Genomic DNA, 24367 nt, shown 5'->3' with positions numbered 1-24367 from the left:
CGTGCGCGTCGTGGGGATCCTTCCGCCACGCCGCCGCGCAAGGAGGAAGCATGCGACTCATCCGTACCGCGCTGGCCGCCTCGGCGCTCGGCGTCGCCGTCCTGGCCGCGCCCGTGGCCCCCGCCATGGCGGACACCCGGCCGTCGGCCGCCGAACCCTCGCTCTTCCCCTCGCCCGTGCCGTCGGCCGAGCCGGCGTCCCCGGACGCGGAGAAGCCCGCCCCGACCTCGCAGCCTCGCCTCGTGCCGAGAGGCGCCCCGGAGACCGGCGGCGGCCCCTCGGACACGTCGACCGTGCTGGTTCCGGCGGGCGCCGTCCTTCTCGCCGCGGGGGCCGGGATGGGTGTGCTGGCGCTGCGCCGCAGGTCGCGCGCCGGTGCCTGACATGCCGGACGAGAGGACCGGCGGCGGCCGTCGCGCCCTGGGCGTGGCGGCCGCCGCCGTCGTCGTGGCCGGCGCCGTGTTCGTGGGCTGCGGGGTCCTGCCGGCGGGCGGTCCTCCGGCCCCGCCGCCCGTGACCGCCCAGACCGCGGCGACCGCCGAGGGAACGGCCGCCGCGGGGGAGCGGGTCTCCTCCACCGCGGCTCCCGTGCTCGGGCCGTCCGAGCCGCGCCGCCTGGACATCCCGAAGATCGGCGTCCACGTCGCGCTCGGACGGCTCGGGCTCAACCCCGACGGCACGGTGGAGATCCCGCCCGTGGAGCACCCGGAGGAGGCCGGCTGGTACGCGCACGGGGCGACCCCCGGCGAGCGCGGGGCGGCGGTCATCCTCGGCCATGTCGACGGCGGAGGCCGCAAGGGCGTCTTCTACGACCTCGGCCGCATGCGGACCGGGGACACCGTCGAGGTCGGCCGCGCCGACGGCTCGGTGGCCACGTTCGTGGTCGAGTCGGTGGAGATGACGCCGAAGAGCCGCTTCCCCACCCGCCGCGTGTACGGCCCGCTGGACCACGCGGGCCTGCGCCTGGTGACCTGCGGCGGCGTGTTCGACCGCCGGCGCGGCCACTACACCGACAACGTCATCCTCTACGCCCGTCTCGCGACCCGGTGACGGGCAGGTCGCCGCGGTTCGGCGGCCGCTCGCGCCGATGGGACCTTCCCCTCTGGGACGGCAGGGGTGTCAGTCGCCCGAGCGCCGGCCGACCTCCGGCCTGCGTGAGGGGATCACGGTGAGCATACGGACGCCGAAGGCCCGCCCGTGTGGCCGCGGTCGCCATCGGGCGAGACCCGCCGGCTCAGCCGGAGACGTCGTCCTCCGTCCATCCCAGTTCGTCGACGACGTCCATGACGCCGTTGACCCGCTCGGTCATCCGCACCAGGACGCGCGCGTCGCTGCGTCGTTCCATCCGGCCGCGAAGGGTCACCACGCCGTTGGACACCAGCACGTGGACGGCGGACGTGTCCGCCCACAGGGCGCCTTCGACGATCTCTTCGCGCACTTCGCGGGCGATGTCGTCGTCGCCGCGTACGAAGACTTTGAGGAGGTCGTGCCGGCTGACGATCCCCTCGAGCCGTCCGTCGTCGTCGACGACGGGCAGCCGCTTCACGCCCTTCTGGCCCATCAACCGGGCGGCGCCCACGATGCTCGTGTACGGCCTGACCGTGACGGCGGGAGCGGTCATCAGCTCCGCCGCGGTGTGCCCGCGGGCCTTGTCCGCCGTGTCCTGCCCGCCGAGGCGTTCGCGGAGTCGCACGCGGAGCGGCGGCTGGTAGGCCTCCTGGTAGTACTGCTCCCTGAACTCCTCCTTACGGAGAAGATCGGCCTCCGAGATCACGCCGATGACGTGGCCTTCGCCGTCGACGACCGGGACGGCGCTCACTCCGTGCGCCATCAGCACCTCGGCGACGTCGCGGAAAGGGGTGCTGCCGTTGACGGACGCGACCTCCCGGGTCATGACGTCCCGTACCTTCTTGTGCATCATCGACTCCTCCCGGTCGAGCCGAGCCGCTGTCCCCGAGGGCTCGACCGGCGCGGCCGGAGGGGAACGCCCCGTCGTCGGCAGCAGGGGAGACGGCGAGGTCGCCGAGCGGGAGCTTCCTGCGCGGCGCCGGTCACGGCTCGGCCGAACCGCGGCGCGGCTCTAGGACGCCCAGGTCTCCAGTGCGAGCAGATCGCGCATCGACACCATGCCGACCATGCGTCCGTCCTGCTCCACAGGCAGGTGGCGGATGCCCGCGTCCAGCATCCTGCGGGCGACCTCGCGCGAGTCCTCCTCCGCGCCCGCGGTCTTCACCTCGGTCGAGGCGCACGCGGCGGCGCTCGTCGAGGCCGGGTCGGCGGATCCGGCCATCGCCGCCACCAGATCCCGCTCCGTGATTATCCCGGTGACCTGGTCGCCTTCGAGCACGGCCAGAGCGCCGACCTTCTTCTCCACCATCCGCCGTGCCACCTCGGACAGCCGTTCGTCCGCCCGACAGCCGAAGACCACTGGACGATAGACATTGCCGATACGCATATCTCCCCCGTCTGAGCGTCCACTCGATCGCCTTGTGGCCGGCGGCCTGGCCAGGTCGTGTCCGAAGAACCATGCCCTGCCGGGCGCCGGACGGCGCCTCGCCGCCCCGTTCCGCGGCCAGCCTGGTCATCGACGAGAAGGTGCGTGCTGGATTCGACTTCGAGTCTACGACGTGGAGGGGGAGCGCATCCTCGTCGACCGCCCTGATGACCTCCATGCCGCCGGGATCACACGTGGACGTGCTTCCGGCATGGCTCCGGGCCCGGCCGCGCCTGATCGGCGGGCCGGGCCCCGAGCCCCCTGCCGCGCTCGCGCCGATCAGCCGCCGGTCACGATCCGCACGCCGGTCACGGTGAGCAGCCGCCCGTCGCCGGACCGCTCGGTCGCGGCGAGCTGCCCCGCGACGGCCGCGGCCACCCGGCCGGTGTCCCGCGGGTCCACGGTGAAGGCGGCGTACGAGGCGAGATCGGGGTGGCGCTCCCGCTGCTCGGCGGCCAGCCCGCCCGCCACGGGCACCAGCCGGAGCACGTGCACGTCACCGGCCAGCTCTCCGTCCTTGATCGCCAGGTCCCGCTTCGGCGAGTAGACCATGGCGTACCCGCCGGTGCCGAGCGGCTTGACGTCCCAGGCCAGGGTGGTGCCATCGATCCAGTGGGCCTTGCTGACGGAGAGGTCGGCGTCCAGGCCGCGCCCTCCGGTCTGCGGCAGCACGTACCCCGGCGTGGCGGCCTGGATCCAGACCTCGTTGCCGTACGCGGGGAACTCCAGCACCTGGTCGTCGGGCAGGTCCTTCTCGCCGCCCTTGTGCAGGATGTAACTGACGCTCGACGCGCCGGCCGTCAGCGGCACCGTGAAGTACACGCCGAAGCCGTCGCGGCCCGCCGGGGCCAGCGGTGCGTCCCACTCGGTCGGCCGGGCCGCGCCGCTCCCAAAGACGTGCGCGCCCCACCCCTCGTAGTCGCCGTCCGGCCGGTTGTAGTGCAGGATCGCCACGTTGTCGGCGGCCGCCCTGGTCGGATGCACCGCCGCGACGCCTGAGTCGACCCAGCCGTCCGGCTGCGCGGACGGCAGCAGCGACTGATCACCACCCGGATCCTTCTGGTCGCCCTTGTGGACGATGAAGCCGACCGGCGCGTCGACGTCCCTGACCGGGACCTTCCAGTAGACGCCGTATTCGTCCCGGCCATCGGCGGGACGCGGCGCGTTCCACTCTGTCGCGGTCCCGTCGGCGAGCCCGCCGCCCCACAGGTGCAGGCCCCAGCCGTCGTACGTCTTGTCCGGCCGCCGGTAGTGGACGGTCGCGTATCCGCGCGCCTCCGCCAGGGACGTGGCCGCGTCCTCCTCGCCCTGGGTCAGCCAGATCTCGGCACTCCGGGCCGGATCGACGGTGCGCGCCGCGCCGTCCCGCTGATCGCCGTTCCGCACGGACAAGGTGACGGCGCCGGCACCGGGCTTGAGCCTGATCCAGGCGAACCGTCCGTAGGCGTCCTCTCCGGAGAACGGCACCGGCGCGTCCGAGGTGGAGGGCCGGGCGACGTCGCCGTCGGCCTGCAGGCCCCAGCCGTCATAGTCGCCGCCGGGCCGCTGGTAGTGCACCACCAGCCAGTCGCGCCGCTGCTCACCCGGCTCCTCGGCCGGGGGCCGCGCGGCCACCGTCGCCGAGGCCCCCGCCGACGCGATCCGGCCCGCCGAGTCGCGGACCACGGCCTTGTACGTCACGGACGTCCCGGCGGCGAGGCCGCCGACGTCGTGGAACACCCGGAACGGCCGGGCGTCGTCGGTGCCCAGCACCGTCCACGGGCCGGCGCCGGCCTTCGCGGCGAACGTGACCTGGTCGAAGCCCCCGCCGGGCACGTCGGCGGTGATCTCGGCGCGGCCGGTGAGCCCGTCGTCCGGCAGGGTGACGGTGATCTCGGGCGCCGCCGCAGGCCGGGAGATCGGCTTCCCGGCCTGGTAGACCACCGCGGACAGGGCCGGGACGGTCACGTCCAGCGTCCGGTCGGCTCCGGTCGTCACCGGGGCGCCGGCGTTCGGATAGATCGGCGTGAACGCGGCCCGCTCCGAGTAGGTGGGGATCTTCACCCGCCGCGCGGCGGAGCCGTTGTTGAGAGCCACCACGTACTCGATCCGCCGGTCGGCGTCGATCCTGGAGAAGGCGTAGACGCCGCCGTCGCTGAGCCGTTCGATCTGGGCGCCGTCCCGCAGCGCCGGATGCCGGTCGGTCAGCGTGGCCAGCGCCGAGATGCCCCGGTACAGCGGGTGCCGGGCGACGAAGTTGTCCTGGGCGTGCGTGGCGGTGGTGCCGATCAGGTCGTCCGACAGGTAGGCGGCCGTCCGCGACGCGAACATCGGGGCGCGGGCCGCCTTGTCCCCGCCCTGACCGGTGAAGCCCTGCTCGTCGCCGTAGTAGACGACCGGTTGGCCCCGGGTGAGGTACATCAGCTCGTGCGCGAGCAGGTCGCGGCGCAGCAGCTCCGCGTCGCCCGCCCGCGGGTTGTCCCGCTTGAGGAAGTAGCCGAACCTGCCCATGTCGTGGTTTCCGAGGAAGGTGGGCAGCGAGTACGCGTTGGAGTCGGCGTCGGTGTAGTAGTCGTCGGCCCGGTAGAGCGCGCTGAGCACCGCCGCCCCGGCGCCCTGCGAGGCGTACGCCCGGGCGGCCGCCTGGAACGGGAAGTCGAGCGTCGCGCTCATCCCCCCGGTGGTCGAATAGAGCGAGGTGGTCGTCGGATCGTCGGTGAAGACCTCGCCGAACATGAAGAAGTCCTTGTTCCCCAGCCGCCTGGCGTAGCCCTTGACGTCCGGGGCGAAGCGCCGCCAGAACTCCATGTTCACGTGCTTGGCGGTGTCGATCCTGAACCCGTCGATGCCGGTCTCCCGGACCCAGGTGGTGTAGATGTCGGTCATGCCCCTGACGACCTCGGGCCGTTCGGTCCACAGGTCGTCCAGGCCGACGAAGTCGCCGTACTGCGAGCTCTCCCCGGCGAAGGTGGAGTCGCCGCGGTTGTGGTACATCGTCGGGTCGTTCAGCCAGGCCGGTGACTTGGTGACCCCGGGCACCGGGACCGGGGTGTAGGGGAACGAGGCCGAGCCGACCTTCGGGAAGGGCTTCGTGCCGTCGGCGTGGTCCCGGTCGTCGAACGGCCTGCCGTCGGCGTCCAGATACGGGTAGGCGTTCTTTCCGCGGTAGCCGTACTGCTTCTCGGCATAGTCGATGCCGTCGGCCGTGTGGTTGGTGATGATGTCGAAGAAGACCTTCATGCCACGCCGGTGGGCCTCCTGCACCAGCTTCTTCATGTCCGCGTTGTTTCCCAGGTGGGGGTCGACGCGGGTGAAGTCGGTGATCCAGTAGCCGTGGTACCCGGCGGAGGCGTTCGCCCCGGTTCCCTGCACCGGCCGGTTCCGGAACGCCGGGGTGAGCCAGATGGCCGTGGTGCCGAGACCCTTGATGTAGTCGAGCCGCCGGAGGATCCCGGCGAGGTCGCCGCCCTGGTAGAAACCGGAGTCGGTGGGGTCGAAGCCGGTGGTGAGGCGGTCGCCGGTCAATCCGCCGCGGTCGTTGGCCGTGGAACCGTTGGCGAACCTGTCCGTCATCAGGAAGTAGAAGCGCTCCCGGCTGAGCGCGGGACGTTCGCCGCTGCGGGCGAGCTGCCGGTCGCCCGGCTCGCCGGCACGGCTCGGCCCGCTCCTCACCGGATGCGCGGGCTCTCCATGTCGCAGGCCGTACGCGGAGGCCGGGGGGACGGGCAGGAGGGGGAGCGCGGCGAGGGTCGCGGCGAGCACCGGACCGAGCAGCCGGAACGCTCCCGGTCGTCGCCGCCGTTGTGGGGGGTGCAGGGGCACGGAGCCTCCCAGGACATATTCAGATTTCGTACGGATTTCCCGGAAACTACAGCGATTCTGCAAGAGCTGCAAGGATTTGCAAAGCATGAAATGCGCGGCTGGCTCCTTCCTGCCGGACGGGATGGGGCTCCGGGCCGGCGGGTCTCAGATCCCGCGTCCGACCGGGGGCATCGCCTATTCGTGCGGCCGAGGCATCGCTCCCTGTGCGGCTGGGGCATCGCTCCCCGGGCGGGCCGAGGCATCGCTCCGTGTGCGGCTGGGGCAGCGCGCCGAAACCGGATGCGTCCAGGTCTGCAAGCAGTGAAAGAATCGACAGCACATCGGTGTCCCGGCGGGCATTGACGCGGCCCGCGCTGCACGCACCGCAATAACGTCCACAAGGCGAGCTGCGACCTGGTGCAAGAAAGGTAAGTTACCGACCATGACAATGAGACTCGCCGACGTCGCCGCCCACGCGGGTGTGAGTGAAGCGACCGTCAGCCGGGTGCTCAACGGCAAGCCGGGCGTGGCCGCCGCGACACGGCAGGCGGTCCTCACCGCCCTCGACGTCCTCGGCTACGAACGCCCCGCCAAACTCCGCCAGCAACAGGCCGGCCTCATCGGCCTGATCGTCCCGGAGCTCACGAACCCGATCTTCCCCGCCTTCGCCCAGGTCATAGAGAGCGCGCTCGTCCAGTCCGGCTACACCGCCGTGTTGTGCACCCAGACTCCCGGCGGCATCACCGAGGACGACTACACCGACCTCCTGCTCGAACGCGGCGTCTCCGGCATCGTCTTCGTCAACGGCCTGCACGCCGACTCCCGCTCCGACCGCGCCCGCTACCGCCGCCTGATCGGGCTCGGCCTGCCCATGGTCCTCATCAACGGCTATCGGCCCGACATCGACGCGCCCTTCGTCTCCAACGACGACGCCGCCGCCCTGGACATGGCCGTCAGCCACCTGGTCTCGCTCGGCCACCGGAGAATCGGCCTGGCCGTCGGCCAGGAACGCTTCGTGCCCTCCATCCGGAAGATCGCCGGATTCCGCCGGGCCATGGCCGAACACGCCGGCGTCAGCGACACCGACGACCTCGTCGTGCCCTCGCTGTTCACCATCGAGGGAGGTCAGTCCGCCGCGCAGCAACTGCTCGACCGCGGCTGCACCGCCATCTGCTGCGGCAGCGACATAATGGCGATCGGCGCCATCCGCGGCGTCCGCCAGCGCGACCTGCGCGTCCCCGAGGACGTCTCGGTCGTCGGGTTCGACGACTCCCCGATGACCGCCTACCTCGACCCGCCGCTCACCACCCTGCGCCAGCCGGTCCGCGACATGGGCCTCGCCGCGGTGGAGAACCTGCTGGAGGAGATCGGAGGCGTCAGGGCGCCGCGGACCGAGCTGCTGTACCGGCCCGAGCTGGTGGTCCGCCGCTCCACCGGCCCGGTCCCCGCCAAGACGGGGGACCAGGACGGCTGAGGCGGCGTGGGGCGTCAGGGAGCCCGTGGCTGTATGGAACGTGGGCGCGGATCCGGTTCGGCGTGGGCAACGCCCACGTGACGATGGGCGACCATGGTGCGGCTGGCCAGATCGCTGCTCACGACCGGTTGAGCGGTTCGTCGGCTCCGATCAGCGGATGCGTCCGGATATTAGTGACCTACAAGTGGACGGGGCCACACTGCCCCCATGCACACTAGGACGATCGCCCGATCCGGGGCTCTGCTCGCCCTGACCACGTTTCTCGCTGTTTCCGCCGGCGACCTGATCGGCGGAGACGCCGCCCATGCTGCCACCGCGACGCTGACGGGCAACCCCACTCCGAGCGCCACGCCGTCGTCGGGTAATCCGAGTCCGACGCCGACGCGGGGTAACCCGAGCCCGACGCCGTCGGTGAACCCCACGCCGAGCGCCACGCCGACGTCAGGTAACCCGAGTCCGACTCCGAGTGCGACGCCGACGGTGAACCCGAGCCCGAGTCCGACGCCGAGTGCGACGCCGACGGTGAACCCGAGCCCGAGTCCGACGCCGAGTGCGACGCCGACGTCGGGTAACCCGAGTCCGACGCCGACGGTGAATCCGACGCCGAACGCCGCACCGTCGGCCGGTCCGGAGCCGGTCGTGACCTTCGATCCCAAGCCGACAGAAGAGCCCTAAATCAGGCCCCTACATCATCGACGTCGACGGCGAGCTGCCACACCGTGGCGTGGCTCGCCCTCATCGACGGCCGGATCTACTACGAGTGCGCACCGGGCCGCGACACGAGATCCACCAGCACAGCGACGGCTGCGGCGTCCCCGATATCGCCGCATGTCAGAGGTGTCAGACCTTCGGCGAATCCCGCGTAGCCCTCTGGGCTGTACCGCCCGGTCGGCGTGCCCCGGTTGCGGCAGGTGTTGCCCGTCGGCTCCTCGGTGGACCACAGGTCGCCGTTGTACGGGTGCCCCTTGGCCATCGTGTTCTGCGCGGGAGTCTCCCCGCGGACCACATGATCGACCGCTGGCTCTCCAGCTCGAAACAGCGCTGCGCTGGTGAGACCGCCGCCGAGTCGCTGCCGTTGAACGTCCGGTCGTGGACCTGCCCGTGCGGGGCGGTCCACGACCGGGACGTGAACGCGGCGAAGAACATCCTGGCCGCCAGGCGGGCGGACGGGCTGAACGCCTGTGGAGCGCGAGTAAGACCAGGCTCCGGCCTGGCACAGCGCGAGGAAGCAGGAAGCCTCAGAGGCGCCGCGTGAGCATCGCGGCACGGGCTGAGTCTCTGGCCTTGAGGCCGGGGAGCGCATCAGTTCCACAGATAGTCGTAGCGTGGTGGGGCTGGGCCGATGACCACCTCGCCGTCGCGCACTTGCCATTCGGCTTGGCCTTCTACCTCGTGAAAGGCGAAGAACAGTCCGCAGACGCGATCGTTGTCTTCGTCGGTACCGGGGAGCGCGGCGATCTGTCGGATCTGGTCGAGTACTTCGTCGACTTCGTGCTCGCGGACCGCGCGGGCGTAGCAGGCGGCGTCCAGCCAGCCGCCTTTGGGGAAGGTCCAGCCTTCGGCGCCCTCGCCGATGATGCGTTCGGCTTCTCGTCGCTGTCCGTAGAACTCCAGCCAGCCGCGTATGTAGATCCACGTGCCCATGACTCGATTGTGGTGGCAACGTGGCGGCTGCCCTTCGGGGCTTCGTCGTAGAGGCGACGGGCTCCCCGAGGTAATCGGCGTGGGAGTCGGTAGTGCGCGGTGCGGTGACCCGACTTCTGTAATGACAATTCGGCAATGAATGTACTGGAGCACGCTTGAGAAGATCGGCGTGCCGAGGTGCTCAATATGGAATCCTCAGCGTCCACCCCTCCGGGGACCCCTCCTTTCCCGAATGCGTCGCCCGCAACATCCTGGGCACCCGGCGCCCCGCCATCATCGAAACCGCATCGCGTTGACGGTCATGGAGTCTGATCGGCGGGGCGGGACCGCTCGTTCCGCTGTTTCCGCCTGTACGGCGGTGCCGCACTAAGATCGCGTCCCGTGCTTTCGGGTAGTTTCTGGCGGATTATCAGGGTTGGATTAGTCGGTCTGGTTCTTGTGGCCGCGGTCGCGGGCCTGATGCTCGGCGACGCCTGGCTCTGGGTGGCCGTCGAATGGTCGCCGCCGGCCTATGCGGAGTTCTACGCGCGCGGCGGGTTCGACACCCCGACGGCCGTGGCGCTGCTCGTGGCCGCCCTGGTGAAGGCCGCGCTCCTGTGGCTGATCCTGCGTGCCCCCGCACCCGGACCGCTGGACCGCCGTGCGAAGGCGTTGCGCCGACTGCTGTATCTGGCGGTGGCGTACACCCTCGTGCTCTGGTATCCGATCGCGCTGCTCCCCGACGCGGTCGATGCGGCATCCCAGCTCGCGTTGTGGACCGCGATCGACGTCCTCTACCTGCTCGTTATCCGCTGGCGGTCCCGCATGCTGCGCGCGGCGGCCGGAGCGATGTTCGCGGTCGAGCTGGTCGGGATGGCCAACGAACTGCTCGACGAACTCGACCTCCCAGAGCTTGGATCCGGCGGCATCGTCGATCTGGGCTTGATGGTGGGCGGAGTGGCGGCGACCATCATCACGGTCGTCGGGCAGCGGCGCGACGGCCGGTGGAGCCGCGGCACGCAGGCAGCCGGGTGGTTGTCGGTGGGCGTCTACGCGCTGGTGGTCCCGCTCAACGTTCTCTTCGTAAGGAGCCCCAGCGGCAATCTGGCGATGCTGGTCATGATGGACGCGGTGGGGCTCATCAGCACCGTGTGGATCGCGGCGACCGCCCGTGAAATGCCCGCTGAGGGCGAGGGCCAACCGGCGGACCTTCCGCCCGCGCGGCGGCGCGTGATCCGCGTCGCGGTGGCGGCCGTGGCCGTACTGCCGATCATCGCGCTGATCCACCCGGAGCAGGCCCCGCACCTCACCTACACCGGCTGGTCGATGGACTGCTATGACCAGCCCAGCTTCGGCGACCTGAAACCTGCGGAACGCGACGGCACATTCCTGTGCCGGGCGCGGAGCACAGAGGGCGGAGTCCCGCCCATGTTCCCGGACAGCCTGTCGGACCAGGAGATCCTCGCGTATGGGCGGGCGCTGTGCCGAACGAAGGACCGTGACGAGCAGGAGGCGATTCTGGCGCGGGCGGGGAGCGCGCGGCCCGCCTGGGGCGCGGACCCATGGGAACTCGTCTACGTCTGCCCGGAGATCGTCGGCGCAACTTATCCCGATCTGCTGCGGTCGACCGCGGAGAGGGAGGCGGCGTACGCGGCCTACATCGCCGAGGGGAACGCGAAGTGCCGCGACCCGTGGCCCCGGACGAAGGGTGTCGTCCAGGCCACGGCCAAGTACTTCCTGTTCGTCGACGGCGATCCCGGCTATCTGGTCCACGATCCCGAAGACGAAGCGGCCGCCGAGGTGGCGGAGCAGGCGATGGACAAGGTCTACGACGACAGCAGCCGCATCGGGGTGGCCGACAGCGCGGTGCTCATCGGGCATGTCGAAGACGTCACTGACCTGTGCCTTACCGTTAAGGCCTTCCGCACCCCGCCGCCACCGCGGACGGCCGGGTGGGATCAGGTCAACGAGGTGTCGATCGTCAGCCGCAGCGGCCGGCTCGCCGTGCCGGAGATGGGCGAGGGCGGAGAGGTGGGCGCGGGTGCCCCGATGCCGAACCTGGCGATCGCGGGGAAGGGCCGCTACCGGCTCCGTGTCTACGTGCGGGTCGACGATGGAGAGGAGCAGCACCTGGTCGTCGTGTTCCCGGGTGCGTCGAGGAAGAGGCTCGAGCTGAAGCCATGAGCGGTGGCGCGGCGCACACTCTCCTCTGTCTGCGGGCGACCGGAGATGCGCACCGAGTCCGGCGAAGCCTCCTCAGGCTCGACCGTCTCGAAGATCTGGAAGGAGGCGCGCGGCTACGCCTTCCTCCTCCGGATGTCGTCGCCTCGCCGTTGGCGGCCCGGCCGTACGACCTGGTCGGCCGGGCAGCCTGTCACCCGGACAACCGTCGGTGGAGGCGGCGAGCCTCCTCGACCAGCCGGCTACGCCCGTGCCGTGTCGCGACCTCGGTGAGTTCCGGGATGTCGGCGCGTGCTCCGGTCAGGGCGGCCGCTCGGGCGCCGACCGCGAGGAGGTCCCCGAGCCCGGCCCTGGGCCTTTCCCCCGCGGGGGGCAGCAGCGCGGGGAGCGCCTCCGCGAGGATCGACCACACTGAGGCGTGCGCGCCCGCGTGCACGGCGTCGTCCAGGACGGTCACCGCCCGGTTGAGCTTCAGCCTGCCCGCAACGGCCATTTCCACCAGCAAGCGCCCGATCTCCGCCGCGGGAACTTCGTCCCGCGCAGCCAGCGTGACGAGGGCGTCGGTCGCCGCCGCCCGCCGTGCCGGCCGCGCGTGGGCCATGACGCAGACGATCGCCCCGGCCACCGCCACGCCGACCGGGCCGTCCCCGTGGACGAGCCTCCGGAGTGCCTCCATCTGGCCGTCGTCGCCGTGGGGCAGCCACGGAGCGGATTCCAGGAGGTGCGCGGCTACGACGTCGCGATGGGACGGCATCATCGTCGGCCACCACACCGTCTCATACGAATGGGCCCCCGACACCTCGTCGGTCTCCACGGTCCACACCTTCCGGATCTCCTCGGGGACGCCTGGGGGCGGCGTCACCCGTGGACGCATCCTCTGGATGACCATCTCGCCGCCGTACATGGCGCTTCTGTACCGGCGGCTCTCGACACCGCTTGTCACCGTGGGGTCGGGGAGCCCGCCATCGCGTAGCAGTGCTGCCAGCCGCCGTCCCGCCTGCGAGGTCAGTCGTTCCGCCCGTACGGCCGTCGCCGGGTCGATCGTCCTGGGCAGCCGGAGCAGCGCCTGGTGGAAGTCGGCGGGCAGAGGTTCGGCGCCCTCGAGCCGTTCCATCCGGTCGATCAAGATGTCTGGGGCGACATGCCCGGTCGTGGTGGTCGGCGTCGCGAGCAGCAGCGGCATCGAGTGTCCGGCTTCCAGCATGAAGAGCACCTCGCGCAGCCGGCGCTGGACGAGCACCTGGAGGCTCCGGTCGTACGGCGGGTATTCACGCTGGTGGTCGGCCAGCAGGCTGGTGAGCTCCTTGCTCTCCTCCGGAGACACCACCGCCAACGCGGCGCGGGACAGCAGGGAGCGGATGTCCCGGTCGTAGCCGCTGATGCCGTACACGTAGATACGGGCGTCGAACGGGTCGGGCCAGGTACGCCGCCGCCAGGGGGTGAGCGCCGCGGCCACAGCCGTGCGGTCACGGTGGGTGAGTTCGACCAGCGCCGCCAGGATGCGCTCGAACACGGCGGGCTCCTCTGGCCAGAGGGGACGGGCCAATTCGACCGCCAGTTCCTTCGGCGAGGTGATGGGCGGCAGGGGTCCGGGCAGCGGCGCCACGATCAGGGCCGCGGCTGTGGGCGGATCTTGCGGCTCCTCGGCCGGCACCTCGCCGAAGGCGGCGGCGATCCGCTCCCGGAGTTCCGGTGCGAGCCCACCCGCCGCCGTTCGGACCTCCTCCGACGCCGACGGGTCCGCCTGCGCGGCGAGCGCGACCGCGAGCTTCACCGCCCGGCCCTGGAGGGTGGCAACCTCGTGACCGAAGATCATCGCCAGCGCAGCCAGCGCGCCGCCGGCCCGCCCGGCAGCGCTGTCGCCGGTCGCCGACCGCGCGATCCACCGCAGGGCGGCGGTGACGAACTTCTTCTCCGGCCGGAAGGCGAGGGCATGGACCGCCTCAGCGAACAGCTCGTCGTCGAGCAGGCCCTCGTCGTCGGCCCGGCCCAGCGCGTCGAGCGCCATCTGTACGAACGGCGACGCGGCCGACGGCAGCAGCCGGACGAAGTCGAGCAGCGGGATCTCCGCCGACGACGGCCGCAGCTCCGTCCACAACGTCACGAACGGCCGGAGCTCCGCCGCGTCGCCCCCCGCGAGGAAACGCGCGGCGCAACCGTCGATCAGCTCCTGGCGCTTCAGCCGACCGGAGCCGCCGAGGGCGGCGAGCGCCGAGACCAGCGACGTCTCCGGAGCCCATCGGAGGTCCGCGACCAGCGCGGCGGCGACCCCCTCCGCACGGAACAGCCGCGGGACCATCACGTCGAGCAGCGGATCGTCCCCGATAGCGGCGCGCCCGCCGTTCATACGGCGCGTCGCGCTCGCCTGGCGGACCCAGCCCTCGACGAACACGTCCGCCTCCGGTGGCTCGCTGCCGGTCTCCACCAGCAGCCCGGCGGCCAGCTCCCACCCCGGCGGACCGCCGGGACGACGCCACCTGTCCGCCGGGCGCCGCAACCGCCGTACCAGCCGCACCGCGAGATCCGCACGCCACTCCTGCGGCCGGTCCCTCACCAGCGTCCGGATGCGCTCGGCGTCCAGACGCGAGTCGCGCACCTCGCGCAGCTCGCGCCGACTGAGCCAGGTCGCCACCTGCGCGGAGCGCGTGAAGCAGGCCGCGCCCGCGAGGCGGAATCCCGAGGCCTGGTCCTCAACGTTCCATCGTGCCTCCCATCCCTCGGCGAGGCGCTCGGCCAGATAACGGGGAAGCCGCGCGGCCACCACCTGCCGCCCCAGCTCGCTCAGGGAAACGAGGACGTCCATCAGGTCGTCGTCGTGGCGCCCTTCGATGCACTCGACGACCTCCTGCCACGGGTTCACATCGGCACCGTGCCGTACGAGGTGGACGGACCCGGATGGCCCGACCGCGGGTCGGGCGGGGAAGAGCGAACGTATGAGCACGTCGGCACCGCATCAGCCATGGCCGGCACCATACTGATCACCACTGACACTTCCGCCGCACATCGCTCGTCTCCGCGGAACCTGGGCGCTACGAGGTCGCCACGACAAGCGGATCCAGCCGGCGCCCGGTCCCGCCGACCGTCGCCCCGCCCCGACGGTCCAGCGGTCTGGCGTACAACTCGGCGATACCTTCTCCCGGCGCTCGGGATCGGTCCAGAACACGCCGTGCCGACCCACGTCCGGGGGTGTACACCGCATTTGGGATGAATTTATACTCGCGGATGATTCTCTCGGATGAGTGGCCAGGTAACCGATTGTGCGGAACGACCGCGGGGCGGACCTGGGAGGTGGCGTGCTCGTCAGCGACGTCATGACGGCGTTCCCGGCCCACATACGGCTCGGCGCGACCATCCGGCGGGCGGCCGAGCTGGTCAGCGTGTCGGAGGTCGGCCAACTGATGGTCCTGGACCACGACGGCCGGTTCGTCGGGTCACTGTCCGAGGAGGACCTGGTGCGGGCCATGCTGCCCGGGTTCGACGACGTGACCGCCGCCGGCGGCACGCTCGCCGACGCGTTCCGGATCTTCCTGGAGCGGGGCCGCGCCTTCGCCGACCGCGTCATCGATCCCCTCGTCGTGCGCGACGCGGTGACGGTCCGATCGGCCGACGAGCTCGCCCGGGCGGCGATCGTGATGATCGACCGCGGGATCCGAAGGCTTCCCGTGGTCGACGACGGGACCCTCGTGGGCACGCTGTCCCGCGCTGATCTGTGCCGGGCGGTGATCTACCATTCCTGAGCTCCGGCTGATCCTCACCGATCGGCACACCCGCGAGACCAGCGAGCGGGTGTGCGCGCTGCCGGCCACTCTCGGCCGGGACAGCGGTGCGGCCGCGGTGGTGCTGGACGACGGCACCGTATCCCGGCGCCACGCGCGGCTGGAGATCGCCGGCGACCGCCTGGTGCTCACCGACCTCGGCAGCTCCAACGGAACCTACGTGAACGACACGCGGGTGACGCGCCAGGTGCTCGTCCCCGGGGACCGGATGCGCATCGGCCGATTCGAGCTGACGTGGACGTTCCTCGATCCGGAGGCGACGGCGCTCGTCGATCCGGACCAGATGACCGTGCTGCGGCCGGTCGGGCCGCCGCGTGTCGCCGCACGCCGCGTGGTGGAGGCCGCCGAGGCGCACAACCTGCGGGTCGGCCACGAGATCGACGGTTTCCTGTCGCTCGCGCACGGATTCCTGCCGGTCGAGCCGCCGCTGCAGGCCTTCCCGGAGTCGCACCGAGCCTGGGACGAGATGACCGACCGGCTCCCCGAGCTGTTCCGCCGGCTGTCGCTGCGCCGGGCGTTCGACGCGATGCCGGTGCTCGACGCCCGGCCCGCCGCGTTGCCCGACCGGTACCTGCTGCGCGCCTCGACCCTGCTCGGCGTTTTCGCCCACGCCTACCAGTACATGGCGATCGATCCGCCGGCCGCCCTGCCCGAGTCGCTGCTGCGGCCGTGGACCACGGTCTCGCGCCGGCTGGGCAAGGAGATTCCGGCCGTCTCCTACATCGACCTGTTCTTCTACAACTGGCGGCTGCGCGACCCCGCCGGGCCGCGGGCGCTGGACAACATGGACCTGCTCGTGCCGACCTGGAACAACTCGGCGGAGCGGGTGTTCTACCTGGTCACCACCGAATTCGCGATGGCGCTCACACCCGTGCTGGGCGCCATGCTGGATGCCCAGGAAGCCGTCGTCGCGGACGACCCGGCCGCCCTGGAGAGCGCGCTCCTGGTGATCCTCGACCGGCTGCGGCACGTCACCCAGGCCGTCTATCCGCAGATCGACCCCAACCCCCGCGCCCGGCATCCGCTCGACCAGGTGTTGTGGGCCAAGACGGTCGGCACCGCGGGCGTTCCGATCTTCGACGGCGCGCCCAGCCCGAGCGGCACCGCGCAACCGCAGATCCACGCGCTGGACGCGTTTCTCGAGCGCCGGGACTACGGCTCGGTGGTCGGCCGGCAGAGCACCTACCTCTCCGGATTCTTCCCGCGGCACTGGCAGGAGCTGGTGGCCGCGTTGCGCGAGGTGTCGGTGCGCCAGTACGTCGAGGACACCCGCAACAAGACCTTGCGCGGCATCTACAACGCCGTGCTCGACGCCTATGTGGGCGACCGCGGCTGGATGGGCCTGCACCGCGTCAAGACGTACGGCTTTCTGGAGGTGGCGTTCAAGGTCGGCCGTCAGGTGACGACCGGCGCCCGGTTCACCGGACTGTTCAAGGACCGGACCTGGGACAAGGTGGACGACCAGCTCGCCATCGCCCGCGACGAGCGCCGCCCGCCGGTGGGTCCGCCGGTGGTGTTCGGGACCGCCCGCCGGGGCCGTGTCGTCAGCGGAGAGTCCGGCGCCTGGACCTGTCATCTGGAGCTCGACGTCACCGGCCAGGGCGTGCACCACTTGCCCGGCGACCGGGTCGGCGTGCTGGCCGAGAACGACGACGAGCTGGTGCGCCGCACGGTCGCCGCCCTGCAGGCGACCGGCGACGAGCTGGTGCGGCTCACCCCGGAGTGGCGGGCGGCGGTGGCCTGCCGGGCGGGCTACGACGAGGTCGACGTGCTGCCGCTGCGGACGTTGCTGCGCTTCGCCCGGCTCCGGCCGATCGGGCGGGAGGTGGCGAAACGGCTGGTGAGACTGACAGCCGTGGGCTCCTGGCAGCGAGTGGTGGACGCCCGCATGGAGGACCAGTGGGAGCTGTGGGACGTCCTGAACCTGCTGTACGCGGGCGGATATGACGTCACCCGGCTGTGGAAGGCCGATCCCCGCGAGGACGACGCGTTCTGCGCGGTGATCCCGCCCGAGCCGTTCCGGCTGTACTCGATCGCCTCGGCGCCGCCGCCCGGCGAACCGGCCACCACGCTGAAGCTGGTGGTCGCCGGCCTCGGCTACACCTCCGCCGGGACGCCGTGGTCGTACCCGCGGGAACGGCACGGCACGGCGTCGCATTTCCTGCGCCGCGCGAGCGTCGAGGGGCGGCGACGGTTGTCGCTGCAGATCGTCCCCACGCCCCGGTTCCGGCTGCCGGCCGATCCCGCCCGGCCCGTCGTCATGTTCGCGGCCGGTTCCGGGATCGCCCCGTTCCTGGGGTTCGTCGCCGCGCGTACCGGGCCGGGCGAGAACCGCCTCTACCTGGGGATCCGGACGCCGGAGGAGTTCGCCGAGCACACGGACCTGGACGCGGCGGCGGCCGCGGGCCGGCTGAGACTCTCCGTCGCGTTCTCCCGCGCCGACGCCGCGATCGCGTTCGACGGCCGGCGCCACGTCGTGCAAGCCGGACAGCGGCGCCGGGTGGACGACGTGGTCCGCGCCGAGGCGGAAGCGCTCTGGGAGCTGTTGCGGTCCACCGACGACGGCGGCCGCGGCGCGTACGTCTACGTGTGCGGCAGCGCACGGTTCGCCGTCTCGGTGCTCCAGGCGTTGACCGACGTCGTTCCCGGCGACGGCCGTGAATTCCTCCGCCGACTGGTGGCCGAGGGACGTCTGGGCCAGGACGTCTTCACCACCTATCTGGGCCACGCGCAGCAGGGGCCCCGCTTCGAGGTGTCGGATCTGGCGCGGCGCAACACCGCCGACGCGGGCTACTGGATGGCGATCGGCGGCGCGGTGTTCGACGTCGGAGAGTTCCTGCACCTGCACATCGGCGGGCCGCACATCATCCGCAATCACGTCGGGCTCGACGCGACCGCGGCGTATCGGAAGGTGTTGCACCACGCGCACGCCGAGATCGACGCCGAGCTCGCGATGTACCAGATCGGCCATCTGCGCCGGCTGCGGTTCGGCGCCCGGTGGGGCGTGGTGCTCACCGAGGGCGGTCTGCGCGCGCTGCCGCTGGAAGAGCTGTTCCGGACCTGGGTACGGTTCGTGTACCTGCTGGTCGGCATGGAGAACGCGCTGGCCGCCGACTACGGATTCACCGCGTCGGTCACGACCTCGGGCGAAGATCCCGGGGAGCTGACGCCCTTCAAGGCGCAGTACGTCCTCGAGGCGCACCGGCGGTTCCTGGTCAGCTATCTGGACGGGCTGGTGCGCGAGGACCTGCGCACCCTGTGGCAGCTCACCGTCGGCTTCTGCGACCCGCACCTGGACATCCGGTCCTTCGACACCGATCTCGCCGCCATGTCCGCGCGGCCGGATGTCGGGCTGGTCCGGCATTCCGTGTCCGCCGTAAAGGAGCTGCTGCTCGCCGGGGACGACTTCCGGCGGGTCGCGGGGTTGTGCCGCGTCTACGCGCACGTCGACGTCCGACTGCTGCGCGACCTGAAAACCGCCGTGCTGGAAGGGATCCGGGCGTTCGAGATCCACGAGGCCGACGTCGTCGAGCAGGCGGGGGCCACGCTGCTGAACGCGGCACGCGAGGCGCTCGCCGCGGTCTCGGGCTACTACCAGCGCCTCGCCGAGCAGACCCGCGGCCAGGGCTTCACGGACGAGGGGGCGGTCGAGGAGACGATCTCGGACGACCGGGGCCTGCCCGGCCACGGCGGTCCACTGCCGCTTCCCGGCTGACGCCCGGTCGCGACGGGTCAGTCCCGGTCGCGTACGCGGGCCGGGAGGTAGTGGGAGATGCGGAAGGGGCGATCCACCAGGGAGCGCGCTTCCTGCTCCACGATCCGGTCCGCGCCCGTGAGCCGCCCGCCGTGCTGCCGCAGGTGTTCGTCCCACGAGGCCAGCATGAACATCTCCAGGTACACCTCGGGGCGTGCCCCATCCTGGAAGAGGTTCCAGCGCAGGGCGCCGGTGCGCAGCCGGGAGCGCCCGACCGCCGCCATGGCCTCCACGAAGGCGTCCGCACGCTCAGGCGGCACGTGGTACTCCACCGTGACCAGCACCGGTCCCTCCCTCGCCGCGGGCTCCAGCACCATGACGGGCGCGGACCAGTGCATCGAGGGTGATCGGTCCAGAAGGCTGTCCGGAACGGCGAAGCGCGACCCGATCAGGGATCCGGCGGCAAGCGCGCCCGCCGCCACCGCCAGGGCGCCCGCCACGCCGAGCCCCTCGGCGATCGCGCCCCATACGGCCGAACCGATCGCCATCCCGCCCTGGAAGATCGTCAGATAGACGGCCAGTGCTCGGCTCCGCACCCAGTCGGGCGCCGTGACCTGCATCTGGGAGTTGAACGTCGACAGCACGCCCACCCAGGCCACTCCGGACAGCACGAGGATCGCCATGGCGAGCCACGGGACGCGCACCACCGCCAGCACGGCCATGGTCAGCGCGAACAGGACACCACCGCCCGCGAGGGCGCCGTTGCTCGACCAGCGGCCGCGGACCCGTGGCAGCAGCGCCGCCCCGAGCACCGCGCCCACCCCGATCGCCCCGAGAAGGAGGCCGTACCCGTCCGCTCCCAGCCCCAGCCGCTGCCGGGCGGCGACCGGCAGCAGCGCCCACAGGGCGGAGGCGGCGGGCACGAACAACAACGACCGCCCCAGCACCCGGCGGATCCGCGGCCCGTGGCGCACGTATCGATAGCCGGCCCACAGGGCCGGCAACACCGACTCCGCTCCCATCGGGTCGCGGGTGGCCGTCCGGCGCCAGGCCGCCAGCGCGGCCATCGTGACCAGGAAGGACAGCGCGTTGAGGGCGAACGTCGCGGCGGCGCCCGCCAGGGCCACGACCAGCCCCCCGAGGGCCGGGCCGACGGCTCGCGCGAGGTTGACGTTCACGCCGCCGAGGGTCGCGGCGTTGCGGATCTGGTCACGCGGCACGAGCTCGGGCTGGACGGCCTGCCAGGCCGGGCCCATGAGAGCGGTGCCGCAGCCGAGCAGAAACGTCAGCATCAGGACGCCGTAAGAGGTGACGCGTCCCAGCGCGGTCAGGATCGCGAGCGCGCCCGTGACGACGAACATCAGGGCCTGGGCCGCCAGGAGCAGCCGCCGGCGGTCGACGATGTCGGCCAGCACACCCGAGGGGATGCCCAGCAGCAGCACCGGCAGGCTGATCGCCGTCTGCACCAGGGCGACCAGACCCGCGGACCCCGAATCGCGGCTGATCAGCCACTGGGCGCCGACCGTCTGCATCCAGCTCCCGATGTTGGACACGAGCTGGGCCAGCCACAAGATCCGGAACGCGCGCAGGGCCAGCGGTCGCCAGGCCGATCCGGCCTCGGCGCGCGGCGCGGCCGGCTCGCCGTCGTCCCCGGGTCGTCGCTTCATCGGCTATCGCCCCCGTACGGATGCGGGCCGGGGCCGGAGAGGCGACCGCACCCGCCCGAGGTCGCGTTCCCGTCCGGCGCCGTCCACGGAGGACTCAGTGCCCGGAGGGGTCGCGGATCATCGTGTGCGCGTAGCGGATGCCGAGACCGTACGCGCCGGCGTGCTCCTCGAAGACCTTCACAACGGCGTCATAGGTCTCGGTGCGCCCCCAGTCGCGTTGCCATTCGAGCACGGTGGTCAGCCAGGTCGTCGGCACGATGCCGTGCCCGGTCATCCGGCGGACCGCGTTCTCATGGGCCTCCACCGACACGCCTCCGCAGGCGTCCGTGGGCACGTACACCTCGTAGCCCTGATCGACCGCGGACAGGGCGGCCAGGGAGATGCACACCTCGGTCCACAGGCCCGCCATCACGATCCGGGGGCGGCCGGTCGCCGTGACCGCGTCGACCACCCGAGGATCCTCCCAGCAGTTCATCGTGGTCCGGTCGATCGGCTGGACGCCGGGGAAGAGGTCCGCGAGCGGGGCTATGAGCGGACCGGCGAAGGTCGCGGCCGCGGCCGTGGTCAGGATGACCGGCACGCCGAAGACCTTCGCGCCCTTCGCGAGCCCCACCGCGGCGTTGGCGATCTCCGCCCGGTCGGCGCTGGTGGTGGCGAAGAACATCTGCGGCTGGTGGTCCACCATCACGACCACGCTGTCCTGCGGGCTGAGCAGCGACCGCGCGGGCGCCGGCTCGGCGTTCGCGATATCACCCATGGCTCTCTCCTCTGGCTCATCTGTCCGACCGGCCGGTCACAGAACGAAACAGGAGTCGAAGATCTCCGACACGGGGGCGTGGTCTTCGGCGAATCCCCGGTTGAGACGCCACTGGCGGTGCTCCTCCGACTCCGCGACCGCGTCGACCAGCGCCCGGGCCTGGCGGACCCCGGTCGGAGGGGTGGGCCACATCGTCCGGTGGAATCCCCCGAAGTAGGCGACCGGACTCCATGACGGCCGCATGGCGGGCAGCGGCGCGGCCAGGCCCTCGAACTCGCCCGCGGCGTACACGATCCGCCCGCCGACGACGGTGAGCAGCGACTCGATGTGGGAGATGTCCTCCTCGGGCACCGCGAAGAAGTCCTCGGAGAGCACCGCGAAGTCGGCGTAGTAGCCCTCCTTCAGCAGGCCCTTGACGTGGTCCTCGCCTGTGAGCCGGGCGCCGGCCGCCGTGTAGAGGCGCAGCGCCGTCTCACGGTCGAGCCGGTTCTCCGCGGACGCCAGCGGGCGGCCGCCGATGCTGCGCCCGCGCACCAGCCATTCCAGGGACAGCCACGGGTTGTAGCTGGACACGCGGGTGGCGTCGGTGCCGGCGGCGACCAGCAGGCCCCGGTCCAGCATCCGGCGCAGTGGCGGTGCGTCGGCGGCGCGGGCCTCCCCGTACCGGTCGCGGAAGGCGCCGCCCTGGAACATCATCCGGTTCTGGACGGACAGGGCGCCGCCCATCGCGGCGATCCGGTCGAGGCTGGCCTCGGACACCGTCTCGGCGTGGTCGAAGAACCACGGCACTCCGCGCGGGAAGCCGCCGTCCGCTCCCACCCGCTCGAACACGTCGAGGTCGGCGCGGATCGTCTCCTCGTAGGTGGCGTGCAGGCGGAAGCCCCAGCCGTTGTCGAGCAGCAGGCGCACCGCGGCCTCGAGTTCGCGGTCGGCCCGCTCCGGCCGCAGCGGCCTGGGCTCGGTGAAGTTCTCGAAATCCGCGGGCGACCACGCGAGGTTCTCCCCGGCGCCGTTCAGCCGCAGCCATTCGTCGCCGTCACCCGGCCGTACCGACCCGATCCACCGTCGCAGGTCGTCCAGCTCCTGACCGGCGGTCTGCGGGAACAGGTGATAGGCGATGCGCATGGTCAGCAGGCCCTGCTCGGCGAGCCTCGTCACCGCCGCGTAGTTCTCGGGGAAGTTCTGGAAGCCGCCCCCGGCGTCGATCGCGCTGGTCAGACCAAGCCGGTTCAGCTCGTACAGGAAGTGCCGCGTGGAGCCGACCTGTTCCTCATCCGTCAGCGTGGGGCCCTTGGCGAGCGTGGAGTACAGGAGGCCGGCCGCGGGCGTGGCCAGCAGCATGCCGGTGGGCTCGCCCGCGTGGTTCCGGACGATCTGGCCGCCCGGCGGCGCCACGCTGTCCCCGGTGAGCCCGACGGCGAGTACGGCCGCGTGGTTGAGGATGGCCGACTGGTAGAGGTGCAGGACGAACACGGGAGTGTCCGGAGCGGCGGCGTTCAACTCCGAGACGGTGGGAAGGCGCCGTTCGGCGAACTGCTCGCCGGTCCATCCGCCCACCACGCGGACCCACTGGCCGGCGGGGGTGCGTGCGGCCTGCTCGCGCAGCATCCACAGGGCGGTGCGCAGCGAGGGGACCCCGTCCCAGCGGAGTTCCAGCAGGTAGTTCAGGCCGCCGCGGATGACGTGCAGGTGGGAGTCGTTGAGGCCGGGGATGATCCGCCGGTTGAGCGCGTCGACGACGCGGGTGCCGGGGCCGACGAAGGAGGCGATGTCCCGGTCGTCTCCGAGAGCGACGATGCGGCCTCCGCGGACGGCGAGGGCCGTGGCGGCGGGACGGGCGGCCACCCCTGTGTGCACACGGCCGTTGCGGACGACCAGGTCGGCGGGCTCGCGGACGGCGGGATCGGGGTTGACGCCGTCGACCGGCATTACGTTGATCATGTGGTTTCTCCCTCACCCAGGGATCGGAGCGGAGACCGCCGGGCCGGCGCGCCGGGCCGGGCCCGCTTTCCCGATCAGGTGCTGCAGGTGCCGGCCGACGGGCCGGTCTTGCCGAAAGGCGCGCCGCCGCGCCGGTCGATCGTGGCGGACGCGTCCTTCACCGCCGGGCCCACCTTGGCCACGACGCCGGAGTAGAAGGCGGCGCCGGCCTCGTAGTACCAGCGTTTGAGCGCGAAGCAGTCCTGCAGGCCCTGGCGCTGCAACCGGGCATCCGTGTCGTACGCGAGCAGGGCGCCCTGGACGACCTCGGCGGAGACCTGCCCGGTTTCCAGCCGGGAGAAGCCCTGGTCCCGCAGGGTGGGCGCGAAGGAGACCGTGGCGGACCGGGTCCGTACGGCCTCGCGGGCGGCCACCGCGCCCACCTTGTTCATCAGGTCCAGCGACGCCCGGCGGGCGTCGCCCAGGCCGATGATGAGCAGCCGCCGCGCGGCGATGGCCCCCGGCGGCGGCGTGATCAGCAGCGTCTCCAGCGCGTTCGCCTGGAACTGACCGCTGTTCCGCACGGCGCTGAGGGTGCCCCCGAGCCTCTTGTCCAGCTCGACCATCGAGCCGGCGAACGCCTGGCCGGAAGCCTTGTCGAACAGGGTGATGACCTGCAGGTCGGCCGGCTGCGCACTGGGACCGATCTCCTTGACGGTGATCGACAACCCGTGCGGCGCCGAGAAGGTCCGCTCGGGGATCACCGAAGGGCTGGGCTCGCCCGGCACTTCGTGGGAGGGCGCCGCGGTCGCGGGTGGGTGCGCCCCGGTGGCCGCTGCCAGAGTGAAGACGCTCCCGGCGAGCACAGTTGCACGGCGCCGTGGATGTGATCGAGCCATTGGTGCTCCGGTGGACGGAGGAATTCCGGCATTTCCTCCCATGTCCCCGCATCCCGTGCATCCCCACCTCGGGGGGTGATTGCGGTGGCTTCCGTGACGGAA

Annotated in this window: 18 protein-coding genes; 7 read left to right on the top strand and 11 right to left on the bottom strand. The window is 71.7% G+C overall.

What is annotated here, in order from left to right; genetic code table 11:
* Window positions 1–50: 50 nt before the first annotated feature.
* On the top strand, window positions 51–383 hold the full coding sequence (locus tag AWQ70_RS01295) for a hypothetical protein (RefSeq protein ID WP_067168887.1): 333 nt from the start codon (window positions 51–53) through the stop codon (window positions 381–383).
* Window position 384: 1 nt separating this feature from the next.
* Window positions 385–1050: a class F sortase gene (locus tag AWQ70_RS01290; protein WP_067169044.1), complete on the top strand. Its 666-nt coding sequence runs from the start codon at window positions 385–387 to the stop codon at window positions 1048–1050.
* Window positions 1051–1234: 184 nt separating this feature from the next.
* Here AWQ70_RS01290 and AWQ70_RS01285 read toward each other — a convergent pair whose 3' ends face one another.
* The 3 genes from AWQ70_RS01285 to AWQ70_RS01275 all read right to left on the bottom strand — a co-directional run bounded on the left by AWQ70_RS01285 (window position 1235) and on the right by AWQ70_RS01275 (window position 6295).
* Entirely contained in the window at window positions 1235–1918 is a 684-nt protein-coding gene (locus tag AWQ70_RS01285) for a CBS domain-containing protein (protein ID WP_067169041.1), read from the bottom strand.
* 162 nt (window positions 1919–2080) lie between these two features.
* Entirely contained in the window at window positions 2081–2455 is a 375-nt protein-coding gene (locus tag AWQ70_RS01280; RefSeq protein ID WP_067168885.1) for a CBS domain-containing protein, read from the bottom strand.
* A gap of 318 nt (window positions 2456–2773) precedes the next feature.
* Window positions 2774–6295, bottom strand: a complete 3522-nt coding sequence (locus AWQ70_RS01275; protein WP_245646618.1) for a pullulanase-associated domain-containing protein — start codon at window positions 6293–6295, stop codon at window positions 2774–2776.
* 421 nt (window positions 6296–6716) lie between these two features.
* On the opposite strand from AWQ70_RS01275, the gene AWQ70_RS01270 reads away from it, so the two are divergent.
* A complete protein-coding gene (locus AWQ70_RS01270) occupies window positions 6717–7748 on the top strand; it encodes a LacI family DNA-binding transcriptional regulator (protein WP_067168881.1) in 1032 nt (343 codons plus the stop codon).
* 170 nt (window positions 7749–7918) lie between these two features.
* Here AWQ70_RS01270 and AWQ70_RS01265 read toward each other — a convergent pair whose 3' ends face one another.
* Entirely contained in the window at window positions 7919–8404 is a 486-nt protein-coding gene (locus AWQ70_RS01265; RefSeq protein ID WP_067168879.1) for a hypothetical protein, read from the bottom strand.
* 98 nt (window positions 8405–8502) lie between these two features.
* A complete protein-coding gene (locus tag AWQ70_RS01260) occupies window positions 8503–8754 on the bottom strand; it encodes a hypothetical protein (protein WP_067168877.1) in 252 nt (83 codons plus the stop codon).
* Here AWQ70_RS01260 and AWQ70_RS37185 point away from each other — a divergent pair, their 5' ends adjacent.
* Entirely contained in the window at window positions 8755–9003 is a 249-nt protein-coding gene (locus AWQ70_RS37185) for a zinc ribbon domain-containing protein (protein WP_169808604.1), read from the top strand.
* A gap of 47 nt (window positions 9004–9050) precedes the next feature.
* Here AWQ70_RS37185 and AWQ70_RS01255 read toward each other — a convergent pair whose 3' ends face one another.
* The gene (locus tag AWQ70_RS01255) at window positions 9051–9392 is read right to left on the bottom strand and encodes a hypothetical protein (protein WP_067168874.1); all 342 of its coding nucleotides are present in this window, start codon (window positions 9390–9392) and stop codon (window positions 9051–9053) included.
* A gap of 381 nt (window positions 9393–9773) precedes the next feature.
* Here AWQ70_RS01255 and AWQ70_RS01250 point away from each other — a divergent pair, with 381 nt between their 5' ends.
* Window positions 9774–11555, top strand: a complete 1782-nt coding sequence (locus tag AWQ70_RS01250; RefSeq protein ID WP_157529830.1) for a hypothetical protein — start codon at window positions 9774–9776, stop codon at window positions 11553–11555.
* Between the two features lie 190 nt (window positions 11556–11745).
* On the opposite strand, the gene AWQ70_RS01245 is transcribed toward AWQ70_RS01250, so the two are convergent.
* Window positions 11746–14412 (bottom strand): DUF7824 domain-containing protein, encoded by a 2667-nt coding sequence (locus tag AWQ70_RS01245; protein ID WP_157529829.1) that lies wholly within the window; start codon window positions 14410–14412, stop codon window positions 11746–11748.
* Between the two features lie 433 nt (window positions 14413–14845).
* Between AWQ70_RS01245 and AWQ70_RS01240 the strand changes: the two genes are divergently transcribed.
* Together AWQ70_RS01240 and AWQ70_RS01235 are read left to right on the top strand one after the other, a co-directional pair.
* Window positions 14846–15289 (top strand): CBS domain-containing protein, encoded by a 444-nt coding sequence (locus tag AWQ70_RS01240; RefSeq protein ID WP_157529828.1) that lies wholly within the window; start codon window positions 14846–14848, stop codon window positions 15287–15289.
* Between the two features lie 49 nt (window positions 15290–15338).
* On the top strand, window positions 15339–19043 hold the full coding sequence (locus AWQ70_RS01235) for an FHA domain-containing protein (protein ID WP_067168866.1): 3705 nt from the start codon (window positions 15339–15341) through the stop codon (window positions 19041–19043).
* Between the two features lie 17 nt (window positions 19044–19060).
* Here the strand turns inward: AWQ70_RS01235 and AWQ70_RS01230 are convergent, their stop codons facing one another.
* The 4 genes from AWQ70_RS01230 to AWQ70_RS01215 all read right to left on the bottom strand — a co-directional run bounded on the left by AWQ70_RS01230 (window position 19061) and on the right by AWQ70_RS01215 (window position 24232).
* Complete coding sequence (locus AWQ70_RS01230; protein ID WP_067168864.1) at window positions 19061–20689, bottom strand: MFS transporter; 1629 nt, start codon at window positions 20687–20689, stop codon at window positions 19061–19063.
* 94 nt (window positions 20690–20783) lie between these two features.
* On the bottom strand, window positions 20784–21446 hold the full coding sequence (locus AWQ70_RS01225; RefSeq protein WP_067168862.1) for a hydrolase: 663 nt from the start codon (window positions 21444–21446) through the stop codon (window positions 20784–20786).
* A 36-nt stretch (window positions 21447–21482) separates the two neighbouring features.
* Window positions 21483–23387 carry an amidohydrolase gene (locus AWQ70_RS01220; RefSeq protein ID WP_218004367.1) on the bottom strand — a complete coding sequence of 635 codons (1905 nt, stop codon included), beginning with the start codon at window positions 23385–23387 and terminating at the stop codon, window positions 21483–21485.
* Window positions 23388–23461: 74 nt separating this feature from the next.
* A complete protein-coding gene (locus tag AWQ70_RS01215; RefSeq protein WP_169808603.1) occupies window positions 23462–24232 on the bottom strand; it encodes a M17 family peptidase N-terminal domain-containing protein in 771 nt (256 codons plus the stop codon).
* Window positions 24233–24367: the final 135 nt, after the last annotated feature.

Source organism: Microtetraspora niveoalba (genome assembly GCF_001570405.1).
Taxonomy (GTDB): Bacteria; Actinomycetota; Actinomycetes; order Streptosporangiales; family Streptosporangiaceae; genus Microtetraspora; species Microtetraspora niveoalba.
The sequence above is the reverse complement of the archived record's forward strand: the minus strand, read 5'-3'. Positions and strand labels throughout refer to the sequence as shown.